At 29.9% G+C, this 13,303-nt stretch carries 17 protein-coding genes and 1 pseudogene; 8 read left to right on the top strand and 10 right to left on the bottom strand.

All coding sequences use genetic code 11. From position 1 onward, the window contains the following. Nucleotides 1-259: 259 nt before the first annotated feature. On the bottom strand, nucleotides 260-796 hold the full coding sequence (locus FMM58_RS02270; RefSeq protein WP_150140947.1) for a ribonuclease HII: 537 nt from the start codon (nucleotides 794-796) through the stop codon (nucleotides 260-262). Nucleotides 797-899: 103 nt separating this feature from the next. Here FMM58_RS02270 and FMM58_RS02265 point away from each other — a divergent pair, with 103 nt between their 5' ends. The 6 genes from FMM58_RS02265 to FMM58_RS02240 all read left to right on the top strand — a co-directional run bounded on the left by FMM58_RS02265 (nucleotide 900) and on the right by FMM58_RS02240 (nucleotide 5,290). After that, nucleotides 900-2,279 carry a COG3014 family protein gene (locus tag FMM58_RS02265; RefSeq protein ID WP_150180356.1) on the top strand — a complete coding sequence of 460 codons (1,380 nt, stop codon included), beginning with the start codon at nucleotides 900-902 and terminating at the stop codon, nucleotides 2,277-2,279. A 51-nt stretch (nucleotides 2,280-2,330) separates the two neighbouring features. Continuing rightward, entirely contained in the window at nucleotides 2,331-2,936 is a 606-nt protein-coding gene (gene lpoB, locus FMM58_RS02260; protein WP_223810437.1) for a penicillin-binding protein activator LpoB, read from the top strand. After that, complete coding sequence (locus tag FMM58_RS02255; protein ID WP_150180354.1) at nucleotides 2,936-4,000, top strand: hypothetical protein; 1,065 nt, start codon at nucleotides 2,936-2,938, stop codon at nucleotides 3,998-4,000. Before lpoB ends, FMM58_RS02255 begins: the two co-directional genes overlap by 1 nt. Nucleotides 4,001-4,150: 150 nt before the next feature. After that, entirely contained in the window at nucleotides 4,151-4,459 is a 309-nt protein-coding gene (rplU, locus tag FMM58_RS02250) for a 50S ribosomal protein L21 (RefSeq protein ID WP_150140955.1), read from the top strand. 3 nt (nucleotides 4,460-4,462) lie between these two features. Next, on the top strand, nucleotides 4,463-4,717 hold the full coding sequence (gene rpmA / locus FMM58_RS02245; RefSeq protein WP_150140957.1) for a 50S ribosomal protein L27: 255 nt from the start codon (nucleotides 4,463-4,465) through the stop codon (nucleotides 4,715-4,717). Between the two features lie 72 nt (nucleotides 4,718-4,789). Continuing rightward, nucleotides 4,790-5,290 (top strand): NAD(P)H-dependent oxidoreductase, encoded by a 501-nt coding sequence (locus tag FMM58_RS02240; RefSeq protein WP_150140959.1) that lies wholly within the window; start codon nucleotides 4,790-4,792, stop codon nucleotides 5,288-5,290. Here the strand turns inward: FMM58_RS02240 and FMM58_RS02235 are convergent. Then, nucleotides 5,287-5,811, bottom strand: coding sequence for a sulfite oxidase heme-binding subunit YedZ (locus FMM58_RS02235; RefSeq protein WP_150140961.1), 525 nt, complete (start codon nucleotides 5,809-5,811; stop codon nucleotides 5,287-5,289). The two genes, FMM58_RS02240 and FMM58_RS02235, sit on opposite strands and share 4 nt — an antisense overlap. Next, nucleotides 5,808-6,698: a protein-methionine-sulfoxide reductase catalytic subunit MsrP gene (gene msrP, locus FMM58_RS02230; RefSeq protein ID WP_150140963.1), complete on the bottom strand. Its 891-nt coding sequence runs from the start codon at nucleotides 6,696-6,698 to the stop codon at nucleotides 5,808-5,810. Before msrP ends, FMM58_RS02235 begins: the two co-directional genes overlap by 4 nt. A 340-nt stretch (nucleotides 6,699-7,038) precedes the next feature. Here msrP and FMM58_RS02225 point away from each other — a divergent pair, with 340 nt between their 5' ends. Continuing rightward, on the top strand, nucleotides 7,039-7,488 hold the full coding sequence (locus FMM58_RS02225; RefSeq protein ID WP_150139899.1) for a Dps family protein: 450 nt from the start codon (nucleotides 7,039-7,041) through the stop codon (nucleotides 7,486-7,488). 58 nt (nucleotides 7,489-7,546) lie between these two features. On the opposite strand, the gene FMM58_RS02220 is transcribed toward FMM58_RS02225, so the two are convergent. Next, nucleotides 7,547-8,350 (bottom strand): hypothetical protein, encoded by an 804-nt coding sequence (locus FMM58_RS02220; RefSeq protein WP_150139898.1) that lies wholly within the window; start codon nucleotides 8,348-8,350, stop codon nucleotides 7,547-7,549. Nucleotides 8,351-8,424: 74 nt separating this feature from the next. Here FMM58_RS02220 and FMM58_RS02215 point away from each other — a divergent pair, with 74 nt between their 5' ends. After that, nucleotides 8,425-9,408 carry an argininosuccinate synthase domain-containing protein gene (locus tag FMM58_RS02215; RefSeq protein ID WP_150139897.1) on the top strand — a complete coding sequence of 328 codons (984 nt, stop codon included), beginning with the start codon at nucleotides 8,425-8,427 and terminating at the stop codon, nucleotides 9,406-9,408. Nucleotides 9,409-9,542: 134 nt separating this feature from the next. Here FMM58_RS02215 and FMM58_RS09100 read toward each other — a convergent pair whose 3' ends face one another. The 6 genes and pseudogenes from FMM58_RS09100 to FMM58_RS02195 all read right to left on the bottom strand — a co-directional run bounded on the left by FMM58_RS09100 (nucleotide 9,543) and on the right by FMM58_RS02195 (nucleotide 13,165). Then, nucleotides 9,543-9,776, bottom strand: coding sequence for a HaeIII family restriction endonuclease (locus tag FMM58_RS09100; RefSeq protein ID WP_263312646.1), 234 nt, complete (start codon nucleotides 9,774-9,776; stop codon nucleotides 9,543-9,545). After that, entirely contained in the window at nucleotides 9,733-10,143 is a 411-nt protein-coding gene (locus FMM58_RS09310) for a HaeIII family restriction endonuclease (protein ID WP_263312755.1), read from the bottom strand. The genes FMM58_RS09100 and FMM58_RS09310 overlap by 44 nt, the downstream gene beginning before the upstream one ends. Beyond that, on the bottom strand, nucleotides 10,139-10,483 hold the full coding sequence (locus FMM58_RS09095) for a HaeIII family restriction endonuclease (RefSeq protein ID WP_263312645.1): 345 nt from the start codon (nucleotides 10,481-10,483) through the stop codon (nucleotides 10,139-10,141). Before FMM58_RS09095 ends, FMM58_RS09310 begins: the two co-directional genes overlap by 5 nt. Next, nucleotides 10,473-11,455, bottom strand: a pseudogene (locus tag FMM58_RS02205) (DNA cytosine methyltransferase). Before FMM58_RS02205 ends, FMM58_RS09095 begins: the two are co-directional and overlap by 11 nt. Before the next feature lie 9 nt (nucleotides 11,456-11,464). Further along, a complete protein-coding gene (locus FMM58_RS02200) occupies nucleotides 11,465-12,670 on the bottom strand; it encodes a saccharopine dehydrogenase family protein (protein ID WP_150139896.1) in 1,206 nt (401 codons plus the stop codon). 60 nt (nucleotides 12,671-12,730) lie between these two features. Next, nucleotides 12,731-13,165, bottom strand: a complete 435-nt coding sequence (locus FMM58_RS02195; protein ID WP_150139895.1) for a hypothetical protein — start codon at nucleotides 13,163-13,165, stop codon at nucleotides 12,731-12,733. Nucleotides 13,166-13,303: the final 138 nt, after the last annotated feature.

Here is a 13,303-nt window from a genome sequence, read left to right as displayed (position 1 = left end):
ATAATTAAACTTAAAATTTCTGTTTTTTTTTTTTTTCAAATTTAAGTTTAAATTTAGTTAAAAATTAACTCTTTTTTAAAAATTTAAATCTTAACTTTAACTTAAAATTCTTAAATTTTCAGCCTTTGTCTTTTTTAGCTTTTTTAATAAAAGTTTGAAAACAGCAATTTTCAAACTTTTTTATTTAAGCTTAAGCAAGACAATAAAATTTAAAAAAGTTCGCCCTACTCTAAGGCTTAAATTTCTAAAATCTTAATTTTCAAGTCAATTTAAAGCTTTTTCTATGCAAAGTACATGGTCCAAATTTAGTAATTAATTCTTTATGAAGGGCTGTTGGATAGGCCTTATGCTTTTCAAAATGATAATTTGGAAATTCTTTTGCTATATCTATCATAAATTTATCCCTGCTAACCTTTGCTAAGATACTTGCTGCACTAACGCAAGGTATTAAAGAATCGGCCTTTATCAAAGTCTTTACCTGTGATACATTAAAATTTGTATTGCCATCATACAAAAAATCGCTTTTTTCAAAATGCATACAAATTATTTCAAGTCCTTTTTTAAGACAGGCACTAAGTCCGAATTTATCTATATTTTCGTTTGAAAAACTAAGTATTAAAAAATCAGAATTATTTATAATTTCATAAAAAAATTTTTCTCTTTGCTTAGGGCTTAATTTTTTAGAATCCCTTAAATTTAAATTATCTTTTTTTAAACAACAAGCTGCCATATATAAGGGTCCAGCAAGTGCCCCCCTACCTGCTTCATCAATGCCTACAAGAGATTTTAAAAACATGGTTTGCCTTTTTTAAGATATACAAAATTTTATTTTATCACATTTAAGCAGGTTATTCTTTTTTTGGTATACTTTAAAAAGTAGTGTTAAAAAAGGAAAGTGAGTGTATAAAATTTGTTTAAATGCTATTATTGCTTTATTATTTGTAGCTTGTAGTTCACACGAACAATATAACGCATATTATCAACAAATTTTAATAAGCCAAACTTGCGACCCTAATTTTTTTGAAAAAGAAAACGAAGATATAAACGAAGATGATGATAGTATCTATAAAGGACTTAATACTGGATATATAGCAAGGGATTGTAAGGAATTTAAGCTAAGTAATGATATTTTTGACAAGGTTGAAAATTCCTATAAATTCGATGTTGACTTAGAAGGGAGCTTTAGCAAGGGAGCAAAATACACTACTTCTTTGCTTGTAAATGACACGATTTTTGATTATCAGGGTTATTTGTATGAAAGAATTATGCTAAATGCCTATAAGGGCTTAAATTTTATGCAAGAAAATGATTTTGAAAATGCTAGGGTTGAATTTAATAGGGTTTTAATAAGGCAAGATAGGGCAAAGGATTATTTTGACGCACAAATTGAAGAAAATCAAGAAGATATACAAAAAGCAAAACAAAATGATAAATATTATACTCAAAATGTAGAAAATAACGCAAAAGATATTTATGAAAAATATGAGCATTTATTTGATGATTTTCAAGCACAAAAGGACTTTACAAATCCTTATGCTACTTATCTAGCCTCTGTATTTTTCTTTTTAGATAAAGATTATAAAAGGGCACAAGATTTATTAAAAGAAGTGTATGCTACTTATCCAAAAAACGATGAGTTGCAAAAAGAATTTAAAATTTTTAATAATTTTTCGAATTCTTTAAGGACAAATGAGCTTCAAAAATATATCTTTGTTGTTTATGAGGATGGGCTTAGTCCTCAAATTGATGAGTGGAAATTTAGTCTGCCTTTTATATTTAATAAAGGCGTAGCAACCATTAGCATAGCCTTGCCTACTCTTACAAAAAGAGGGCATTCTTATGAGTATATTTTAATAAATGATGATTTTAAAAGTGAGCTTATATTTGATTTTGATTCCATTGTAGCTAGTGAATTTAAAACAAATTTAAGCACTATTATAACAAAGGCCTTGCTTTCAAGCATCTTAAAAACGGGCTTAACTATAGCTACTACTCAGTACAATAGCGATAATACCTGGGTAAATATGAGCATGGCGCTTTTAAATATTAGCATGTCAATTTATAATGTTGCTAGTACTCAAAGTGATGTAAGGTACTGGAATTTTTTGCCAAAGCAAATTCATATTGCTATGTTAGAAAATCAAGGTTTTATAGATATTAAAGCACCAAGTGGTTTAAGGCTTTTTAGTAGCCAGTTAGACCTGTCAAAAAATGTTTTAATCGTGTTGCGTTCATTTGCACCACAAATTCCGTCTCGTATTTACAAAATGGAAAACTAGTTAATATACAATTTCAAGAAAGGAGTGGAAATGAAAAAATTTTTTCTTAGTATGTTAAGTCTTACGACTTTAATCTTATTGTCAGCGTGCAGTTCAAGTGCTGTTTATACCGATGGTTATGCTAGTCAAAAAGAAAAGGGTGAAGCTTTAACTCTTGGTCTTGATAGGGAAGATTTTGAAAGGACAGCTGAGCTTATGATTGAAAGCATGTTAGCAGACCCTGCATTTGCAAATATCCAACAAAGCCAACGCAAGGTTGTAGCTATGGGTAAAATTTCAAATGATACTGCCCAAAGGATTGATACAGAAAAACTTACCTCTAAGATTACTATTGCTTTAAGAAAATCGGGTAAATTTATACTCACAACAGCAGTAGCAGCAGGTGGTGCACTAGATGAGATGAGTGAGTTGCTAAGAGAACTTAGGGATAATGAAGAATTTAATCAAAAAACTATTTCTAAGAAAGGTACCATTGTAGCCCCTGATTATTCACTATCTGGCAAGATTAGACAAGATACGGTTAAGCTTAAAAATGGCGATATACAAGCTGAGTATTTTTTCTTGCTTAGAATGACTGATGTAAATTCTGGCCTTGCGTTTTGGGAAGATGAAAGAACCATTAGCAAGACAGGCGATAAAAAATCGGTAACTTGGTAATGAAAGCTTTAATCACATTATTAAGCCTTACGGCTTTGGTATTTGGGGCACAAACAATCATTCCTTTAAAAAGAAGTGATGTTATAGTTTTTGATTATATACCTTCAAACTTAGATTCTAATGGCACAAGCCCTACTCAAGTATTAGTTGGCAATGATTTAAATGCAAGTAATGAAATAGCAAGCAACGAACAGCCCGTGCAAAATCCTATAAATTCTCCTGCAAAGGCTACCTTTATGGAGATAAATAACGCAAAGGGCGTAGCAAAAGATAAAAATGAGGCCTTGCATAATGCTTTAAATTCAGCACTTACTGGCTTAGGTATAAGTAATGATAAGTCAAAAAGTGAGATTAAGCAAATTAAACTTAAAGATGAGTTAGTAGGTCAAATAGAACAAAACTCAGCTAAGCATTTAAAAAATGCCTCAAATAACAAAATTGACGCTTATCAAGTAAATAATATCAATCAAAACGAAGATGGTTTATATGAACTTGAACTTAGCACTTATAAATTTTTGTTTAATTCAAATTCAAAGCTAAAAGTCGTACTTTTTGATTCTGGTGATGCTACAAAAGATGCAGCCTTAAAACAAACATTAAGCGAAGCCCTAACAAAAAGCACTCATTTTCAACTTTTAGATAGAGATAGTAATTTTAAGCAAGAAACAAAATTCCTAAAAAGTGAAGACGCTTCTGTTGAAGAAAGTTATAAACTTGGAAGTGCTTTGGGGGCTGATTATATTTTAGATTTTGCTATTACTGGCATTCAAAAGGCTAAGAGTTCAAATATTTCTTATAATAGCAAACAAGAAAAATATACTATAGCAATTAGCTATAAATTTACTTATTTTCCAACCAGAGAGGTGCTTTTTTCTGATACCTTAACTACAAATGTAAGGGATAATGATTTAAAAAAGGCAGTAAGTGATTGGCAAAGGGCTGCTAATGAAGTTTTAAACACACTTCAAGCCTATCTTTTTGGTGAAGAAAATAATGTAGCAGAAGAAGGAAAAGGTGCTACTTATGAACGTGGAGAAGATGGTGGCGTTAAGCTTGGTTTTTAATTTCAAAGTCTTTTGACCTTGAAATTTTTTAAATTTAATTAAATTTTCAAGTATTTTATAATAGAATCCAAATTTTTTAAGCCATTAAAGCTTTTAAATCCAAAATTGGTGCTTTGTGGTAACTTTAAATTTTAAAGAAAGGCGTAGAAAATGTATGCTATTATCAAACATAGTGGAAAGCAGTATAAGGTAAGCGTTGGCGATATTTTAAAACTTGACCATTTTGACGCAGAAAAAAAAGCTGTGGTTGAGATAAACGAGGTTTTAGCTATCAATGACAAGGAATTAAAGCTTGGAAATCCTTTAATCTTAGGTGCTAAGGTTATCTTAGAAGTAATCAACGAGGGCAAGGATAAAAAAGTAGTTATTTATAAAAAAAGACGTAGAAAGGATTCAAAGCTAAAAAGAGGCTTTAGAAGACAATTTACACGCGTCATCGTAAAAGACATTAAGGAGTAAAAAATGGCACATAAAAAAGGGCAAGGTTCTACTCAAAATAATCGCGATTCTATAGGTCGTCGTTTAGGTGTTAAAAAATTTGGTGGCGAATTTGTTAGGGCCGGGAATATCATAATTCGCCAAAGAGGTACAGCAACCCATGCTGGAAATAATGTAGGCATAGGCAAGGACCATACTATTTTTGCACTTATTGATGGCGTGGTAAAATTTGAAAGAAAAGACAAAAATAGAAAAAAAGTTTCTGTTTATCCTTCATAAAAAAGAGCGTTAAAAACGCTCTTTAATTCTAAACTCACAAATTTTTAACTTTTTCAAAACATAGGAGAAAAAATGAATGTTTTAATCTTATTTGGTCACACTTTTTGGGAACATTCTAAGGTAAATAAAGCATTAATTGAGTCTATTAAAAACGAAACAAATATTAAAGTTCAAAATCTTAACACCACTTATCCTAACGGGCAAATAGATATTGAAAAAGAACTTGATTTGCTTAAGAATGCAAATAAAATTATCTTTCAATTTCCTCTTTTTTGGTTTAGTACCCCTAGTATACTTAAAGAATGGCAAGATAGGATTTTAACTAATATTTTATATAGTCAAAATCCAAAATTATTAAAGGATAAATATTTTCAAATCATCACAACAGCAGGTGGGACAAAATCAAGCTATGATGGTCACCATGGGGCTACTATAAATGAGCTTTTAAAGCCTATTTATTATAGCTTTGAGTATTCTTCTTTAAAGAGCTTAGAACCCTTTGTAATTTATTCAGCCAGTGTTGCAAATTTGGCATTAAACGACTATAAACAAGCAGTTTTAAGCATAAATTAATTTTTAAATTTTAACCTTTTTATGAGATAAACAAGGCTTATTAAAAAGGCTAAGAATAATACAGAAAATTGAGGTATATTTGGGCTTTTAGCTGCTAAAAAATAATGTAGACTTGCCATTATTAAAGCCACAAATCCTAGCTTTCTTAAAATGGCAAGTTTAGACCCAAATTTAAAAGAACTTATAAGCATTAAAAGCATTATAACAAGGGCTATAAGACCACTTAATTGCCTTAGTGTTAAATCATCATAAACCCTTAAAATGCTTAAATTCTTTTCAAAGACAAAATAATTTAAAAAATGACAAATTGCATAAAATACGCTAAAAAATCCAAAAAATTTAGCTAAATTTACCTTTTTGACAAGGCGAAAAATGGCAAAAAATAGGCTTAAAAACAAGAATATTAAAGAAAAAACTCCACTTAAAAAGTAAATATCCTTTACAAAATCAAAGCTTTGTTTTAACTCAAACACGCAATAAATAATGCTTAAAATAAAAATAAGATATAAAATAATTTTCAAAAATTCTTCCTTAAATCTAAATTTGCATACAAATGTGAGACCTCTTTTTCATAGCCATTAAACAATAATGTAGGCTTTGTGAAAAATGAACCAAGTTCCCTTTCATAAGCTTGAGACCATCTAGGATGCGAAACTTGAGGATTTACATTTGCATAAAAGCCATACTCATTAGGATTATAAAGTTCCCAAGTACTTTTTGGTTGGGTTTGCGTAAATTCTATTTTAACTATGGATTTAATGCTTTTAAATCCATATTTCCAAGGTACTACTAAGCGAATCGGGGCCCCATTTGAAGCCTTTAAAGGCTGTTTGTAAAGCCCTACTGCTAATATACTTAAAGGATTTAGCGCTTCATCCATTCTAAGTCCTTCTACATAAGGATACTCAAGCACTGGAAAAAAGGCTGCCTGATCTTCAAATTTGCTTTTATCAAAAAGAGTAGTAAATTTAATAAATTTCGCCTTTGAAGTTGGCTTAACCTTGTCGATTAAATGTCTTAACTCAAAGCCCACCCAAGGAACTACCATAGACCAAGTTTCAACACAACGAAAGCGATAAATTCTTTCTTCTAAGGGAAATTTTATAAAATCATCCATACTCAAACGTATAGGCTTTTCACATTCCCCACCTATATCAACCATCCAGCCATTTGTATTAAAGCTATTTGACAAGGCAACCGCCCTTTTTTTATTTGTAGAAAATTCATAAAAATTTATATGATTATTAACCAAGCTTTCATCACTTAATTTTAAACTTGTTTTATCATCTTTAAGAAAATTTAAAGCCTGTAATTTAGTACTTAAAAGCGTAGTACTAAGCAAGGTACCTGCACCTAATTTTAAAAATTCACGTCTTTTTTTATATAAATCATGTGGGGTAATTTCCATAATTATCCTTTATTGCTTTTTTAAAATTAAATCTTAAAAATATTAATTAATAATTAATATCTATAAATAAAAAATATCTAAATTTGCTTTCAACTCCTTTTTATAATTTAAAATATTATAATATTTTTTAAAAATCAAATTTTTAGCTATATGAAAAATAAGATAAAATTTAACTTAATTCTTTATTTTGTAAAATTTCTTTGATATTTAAGATTAATTTGTATAAAATACAATATAATAAGAAATGATTTTATAAAAAATATAAATTTTTAATTAATAAAAATTATTATTTAAGAATTTTATGCTATAATCTCGAAAAATTTTTAATAAAGGAGACAAAATGTCAGTTACGCAACAATTAAATCAGTTACAAGCTGATGCTCATCACTTATGGATTAAATTCCATAATTATCATTGGAATGTAAAGGGGCTTCAATTTTACTCAATTCACGAGTATACAGAAAAGGCTTATGAGGAAATGGCTGAGCTTTTTGACGATTGTGCAGAAAGGGTTTTACAACTTGGTCAAAAGGCTATAGTTTGTGGAAAAGCCTTGCTTGAAACAGCCAAAAGCCCGAAGGTTGAAACAGATTGCTTTACAGCGGTTGATGTTATGGGATACTTAAAAAAAGATTACGAATATCTTTTAGGTGAATTTAAAAAACTTAATGAAGTTAGTGAAAAAGAAGGCGATACAACAACTGCAGCCTTTGCACAAGATAACATAGCAAAGTATGAAAAAGCACTTTGGATGTTAAATTCTGCCTTACAAGATACTTGCAAAGTATAATTACAAAGGGAGTTTAACTCCCTTTTTTAATTCTTAAAAATACAAAAATTTAAAACTCTTAAACAAATTTATCTAAGATTACTAAACTTTGATTTTCTATATTAATTTGCAAATCTTGATTTAAATTTTGACTTAAATTTGCTAATTCTTCAAGCCTTGCATATTCGCTTGGATTTTGAGATTTAAGCTCAGATTTTTCGGTTGCAGTTAAGGAGTCAAGCCCTTGTTGTCTAGCCTTTTCAACCAAATCTTCTTCTTCGCTTGACTCAGAATTGCCAGAACTTCCCGTATAAGACATTAAATTTGAAAACAAAGCAGAAGTAGCCGCACTTTTTGTAGCCTCAGCACTTTGGGTACTTTGGGTTTCATTGCTTATAACACCGTCTGCATCGCTATCATTTGCAACTAAAAAATTTAGCCTTTGTTCAAGGTCTGAGTCCATATCTATGCTATTACTTCCCTTATTTAAGGCTTCAAGGCCAATAGATTTTGTATCCTTAACTCTCAAAGCATTATTTATAGTTTCATTATCCAAATTTGAAACAGCAACAGAAAACCAAGAAGATACGAAATTTTCAGCATCTCCGTTTAATCTTACTGATTTATCATCCCTTACTACATAGTTAGTATATGAACCAAAATTCTTTTGCAAACTAGCATAATTTTCATCGCTTAAATTTAAAGAAACCAAAGCCCCGCTACTACTATCTTCAAAGACTACCTTAACCCCATAAACTGAACCCTGCGACATGCTAGTAACTTCACTTGTTTCATTTTTTAAGGCTAGAATTTCCTTTTTTTCTATATTTGTGCTTTGTGCGTAAAGTGAAGTCGTGGAATTTGTAGAATTTATAGTATTCATCTTATCCTCTTTGTTAGAAAGTTTTGCTAAAATTTAATATCGACAATTTTATAAAAAATCTTAAAGGAAAGCAAATGAAAGCTTTAGCTTTATTTAGTGGAGGTCTAGATAGTATGTTGGCTATCAAGCTTATCACAAATCAAAATATAAAAGTACATGCCTTAAATATAAATATAGGCTTTGGTGGACGTGAAGACAAAAGCGAACTAATGGCAAAGAGAGCTAGTATGGCAGGGGCTAGTTTTGAAGTAATAGACGTTAGAAATGAGTATTTACAAAGAGTACTTTTTAACCCTAAATTTGGCTATGGAAAGCATTTTAATCCTTGCATTGATTGCCATGCTTTTATGTTTAAAACTGCTTTGGCTATGCTAGAAAGTAAGAAAGCAAATTTTATAATCACAGGAGAAGTGCTTGGACAAAGACCTATGAGTCAAAGAAGTGATGCCCTAATGAGTGTTAAACGGCTTTCAGGCGATGAAAATGATTTGATTTTAAGACCTATGTGTGCTAAAAATTTAGCCCCTACAAAACCTGAACTTTTGGGTTGGGTTGATAGAAATAAGCTAGAACAAATAAGTGGTAGAAGTAGAAAAAGACAGCTTGAAATGGCTAAGGAATTTGGCTTTGAAGACTTTGAAAGCCCCGGTGGAGGCTGTCTTTTAACCATAGATAGCTTTGCTAAAAAGATTCAAGATTTTAAAAAATTTGATGATGAAATGGAAGTAAATGACGCACAACTTTTAAAATATGGAAGACATTTAAGATTAAAAAACGGGGCTAAGTTAATAGTTGGCAGAAACGAACTTGAAAATACGCTTTTGCAAAATTTAAAAACGAATAAATATGAAGAATTAAAACTTATTGATTTAATAGGGGCTTACTCGCTTGTGGATAAAAATATAAATGAAAGCGACCTAGAAATTGCCCTTAAAATCGCCCTTGCCTACTCAAAGGCAGACAAAAATAAACAATATCAAATAAAATTTAAGGATAAAATTTACACTTCTTGTCCCTTTGATGATAAAAAGCAAGTGAGTGAATTTTTTGTGGTGTAACTTACTTTGCTCATAAAGCCTTTTAGTTGCGAATAACTCGTCAAAATTATCGCTATTCTTTCCTGTTCTTTTAAAGGTGATAGTGGATAGAGTAAAAAGTTTTAAATAAATAAATTTTAAACCTTAAATTTATCCTACTTATCCACCCATTTTGCATTTATCGTTATGATACTATTTGGCATGTTAATAAGTTTAATATCAAATTTTAAACTTGTTTCTACCTTTGTGGAGGCATTGTGTATTCTAAAGCTAAATTGCCAACTATTATTAAGATACAATAAAATAGTAGTTTTAGAATGAGATTTTAGCTCACAAGATATTATTTTATCTGGCAAAGCAACAACCAGGGATTGTAATTGTTTTAGCATTTTTATTTAAAGTTCCTAAATGATTATAGCTTTGAATTTTTGTAACTTTTTCCTTATTAACGCTAATCATTTTATAAAAATCAAATTTTCCTATTAAATATTTCACCAATAAGGTACTAATATTATTTTTTTCTTGTCTTATTATCTCATCTTTAAATGCTTTTAAAATAGGTAAATATATTTCATTTTCTTTATTTTTTAGCTCTTTCCATATTTTTTTATCATTTTTATAATTTTGAAGCTTATCAAATATGGGTTTTATCACGTCCCAATACTCCTTACTACACTTAATACCATACCATTTTTCTCCAAAATCTATTTTTGAAGAAAGTCTACTATGTTTTACAGCAAAATGATTATGTTTAATGTTTAATCCAATTTCCCCAAGCTATTTTTTCTCTAGCAATGATTATATCCCTTATATATGCGTTTTCTCCATTTGCATCATTTTGAGAAAAAAGTTCTAAGATATCATCACCTTCTAAAATCAATGGTTCAAGCTTTAAAAGTATTAAAACTCCTGCATTTGCTGAGATCATTAAGCTTTTTTGCATTAAATTATCTATTTTGTCAAAAGTGTTTTTATTTGTTATAAAAGCATTGTTTTTATTGATTTTAATTTTTCTAAATTTGCTAATTTCTTTTTGTAGTTGGATTAAATAAGCGTACTCTAAAGCCCTACCAAAATCATTGCTTTTAGTGCTCATTTAGGACTTTTTTTATAGACTTTGCTAACTCATAGGCCAAATTTATAGGTACTGCATTGCCTATCATTTTATAGCCATCTTCTAAACATTCATCATAAAATATAAAATTATCAGCAAATCCTTGAATCCTAGCACATTCTCTTACGCTCAATCTACGATATAAATGTTCTTGTCCTGGTATAAAAATATTTTTATTTTTAGCTATATTTGGCATTTTTGGGGCTTGTGGGTGAAGTTGGCATTGTCTACCACTAGCTTGAATCGTATAAGCAGGCTCATCCCAAGCTCGAACTCTATTTCTACTCATAAAAATAGTAGAATACGAACCTATAAAATATTCATGATTTGGAATTTTTAAATTAGCATTTGCCTTATTTTTTTCCTTAACCGGTTTGTGAGTGTCCTTTAAGTCAAAAATAACATTTTTCAAGCTTAATCTTGTTTTATATGATTTTGGAATATTATATTTTATTTTTAAATCTTTGCGAAAACCAAGATAAATTACGCGTTTCCTATCTTGTGCCACGCCATAATCAACTGCATTTAACACAAAAACATTTAAATCATAACCAGCCTTTGAATTCATTTTTTATATTTTCAATCGCAGTACTATGCCTTTTTGCAAGCATTCCAGAAACATTTTCAGCTAAAAAAAATTTAGGTTTTTTATCTTTTAATATCCTAATGTATTCAAAAAAATAATTGCCCTCTTGGATCATTAATCCCCCTTAATGCACCTGCCTCGCTCCAACTTTGACAAGGAGGATCTCCAATAATGCCATCACAATTTGGAAATTCATTTGAAGAAATATTGCAAATATCACCCTTTATCAGCTTTGCCTTATGATTTTTTTTTTCATAAGTTTGCCAAATGCTTTTATCTTTTTCATTTGCTACAATTATCTTAAATCCAGCCTTTAAAAAGCCTAAATCAAGTCCACCAGCACCACTAAAAAGACTGATTAAATTCATTTTATTTTTTCAAAATCCCAAACTTGGTTTCATATCTATAATCTTCCAAGGAAGACCTTGTGAATTTAACTCATCCATAAAAGGTTTTGCATCAAAATTTTCCATGTTAAATACGCCTTTTTCTTGCCAAATTCCTTTTGCAACCAGTTTTGCACCTATCATAGCAGGGACTCCTGTGGTGTAACTAACAGCTTGAGAAAGGGTTTCTTTATAGCATTCTTCGTGATTGCAAACATTATAAATATAAATTTGTTTATCTTGGCCATTTTTTACACCCCTTATAACGCAACCTATATTTGTAAAGCCCTTTGTTCTAGCCCCAAGACTTGCAGGGTCTGGTAAAAGCGTTTTTAAAAACTCAATAGGTATTATTTCTTGTCCTTGGTGAAGTACGGGCTTAATGCCTAACATACCGACATTTTCAAGGCATTTCATATGAGTTAAATAACTTTGTGAAAAGGTCATAAAAAAGCGAATTCTTTTTAAGCCCTTGATATTTTTTACTAAACTTTCTAGTTCTTCGTGATAAAGCAAATAGCTATCCTTTGGTCCAACTTCTGGATAATCCCAACTCATAGATATTTGCATAGGCTTTGTTTCTATCCACTTGCCCTCTTGCCAATAACGTCCATTTGCTGATACTTCTCTTAAATTTATCTCAGGGTTAAAATTCGTAGCAAAAGCGTATCCATGGTCTCCTGCGTTACAATCTAAAATATCTATAAAATGAATTTCATCAAATAAATTTTGTTGGGCATAGGCACAAAAAACATTCGTAACGCCCGGGTCAAACCCACTTCCTAAAAGCCCTAAAATACCACTTTCTTTAAATTTTTCATTCCTTGCCCATTGTTCTTTATACTCAAATTTTGCTAGGCTTGGGTGTTCATAATTTGCCGTGTCAATATAATGAATTTTAGCTTGTAAACAAGCATCCATTAAGCTTAAATCCTGATAAGGCAAGGCTAAATTTAATAAAATTTCAGCCCCACTTTCTTTTATCAATTTAACCACGGCCTGCGTATCATCAGCGTCAATTTGTGCAGTGTTAATATTAATATTACAACGTTCTTTTATAATACTTGCTATTTTATCGCATTTACTTTTAGTACGACTTGCTAGGGTTATTTTTGTGAAAGTATCGCTATTCATAGCACATTTTATACTAGCAACTTGAGAAACGCCACCTGCACCAATAATTAAAAGGTTTGCCATTATTTTTCCTTACAAATTTTTATTATAAATTTTAACAAGCCAAAATTAACAAGTTTAAAATTAGCTAAAAAGTTTGGTTATTAGCCATATTACCCCTGAAATAACTATTAAATCAAAGCTTATTCCAATAATTGATAAAATACAATCTTTAAATTTATCAATTTTATCTTGTTTTTTTAATAATTTTTCATTTATTTGCGTGATTTTAAATATTGTTTTTTCCATAATTTTCATTTTGTTATCAAGTTCTTTTATTTTTTGTTCTTGCATTTGTATAAATTCATCTATCTGGTCTTTTAATTGTTCTTTACAATTATCGTTAAGCGTTTGCATACTTTCATCAAGTATATCTATAACCTCGTCTCTTAACTCTTGTATAAATTCTGTATCTTCTTGTAATTTTTTATTAAGTGTTGATTGTACTGCATCATATATCATTACACTGTCTTCTGTTAAGCCACATATAAATTTTTTATTATCTTTTTCTAAACTCATTTTTATACTCCTTTTTATAAATTTAAAAGCTTAAAGAAGTCTTATAATATGGGCGATTATACTACTTTGTATGGGCATTGTCAAATTTTAATTTTGTAATTTTTATTTAGTTTTTGTTAAAATAATGATTAAATTTAT

Source organism: Campylobacter sp. LR291e (assembly GCF_008633915.1).
Classification (GTDB): Bacteria; Campylobacterota; Campylobacteria; order Campylobacterales; family Campylobacteraceae; genus Campylobacter_D.
This window is presented reverse-complemented; position numbering and strand designations above follow the sequence as displayed.

Coding starts and splice junctions, on each gene's coding strand:
- FMM58_RS09095 (WP_263312645.1), bottom strand. CDS start 10,483: ATGAGCACTAAAAGCAATGATTTTGGTAGGGCTTTAGAGTACGCTTAT.
- FMM58_RS02255 (WP_150180354.1), top strand. CDS start 2,936: ATGAAAGCTTTAATCACATTATTAAGCCTTACGGCTTTGGTATTTGGG.
- FMM58_RS02215 (WP_150139897.1), top strand. CDS start 8,425: ATGAAAGCTTTAGCTTTATTTAGTGGAGGTCTAGATAGTATGTTGGCT.
- FMM58_RS09100 (WP_263312646.1), bottom strand. CDS start 9,776: ATGCTAAAACAATTACAATCCCTGGTTGTTGCTTTGCCAGATAAAATA.
- FMM58_RS02225 (WP_150139899.1), top strand. CDS start 7,039: ATGTCAGTTACGCAACAATTAAATCAGTTACAAGCTGATGCTCATCAC.
- FMM58_RS02270 (WP_150140947.1), bottom strand. CDS start 796: ATGTTTTTAAAATCTCTTGTAGGCATTGATGAAGCAGGTAGGGGGGCA.
- rpmA (WP_150140957.1), top strand. CDS start 4,463: ATGGCACATAAAAAAGGGCAAGGTTCTACTCAAAATAATCGCGATTCT.
- FMM58_RS02200 (WP_150139896.1), bottom strand. CDS start 12,670: ATGGCAAACCTTTTAATTATTGGTGCAGGTGGCGTTTCTCAAGTTGCT.
- msrP (WP_150140963.1), bottom strand. CDS start 6,698: ATGGAAATTACCCCACATGATTTATATAAAAAAAGACGTGAATTTTTA.
- FMM58_RS02220 (WP_150139898.1), bottom strand. CDS start 8,350: ATGAATACTATAAATTCTACAAATTCCACGACTTCACTTTACGCACAA.
- FMM58_RS02195 (WP_150139895.1), bottom strand. CDS start 13,165: ATGAGTTTAGAAAAAGATAATAAAAAATTTATATGTGGCTTAACAGAA.
- rplU (WP_150140955.1), top strand. CDS start 4,151: ATGTATGCTATTATCAAACATAGTGGAAAGCAGTATAAGGTAAGCGTT.
- FMM58_RS02240 (WP_150140959.1), top strand. CDS start 4,790: ATGAATGTTTTAATCTTATTTGGTCACACTTTTTGGGAACATTCTAAG.
- lpoB (WP_223810437.1), top strand. CDS start 2,331: ATGTTAAGTCTTACGACTTTAATCTTATTGTCAGCGTGCAGTTCAAGT.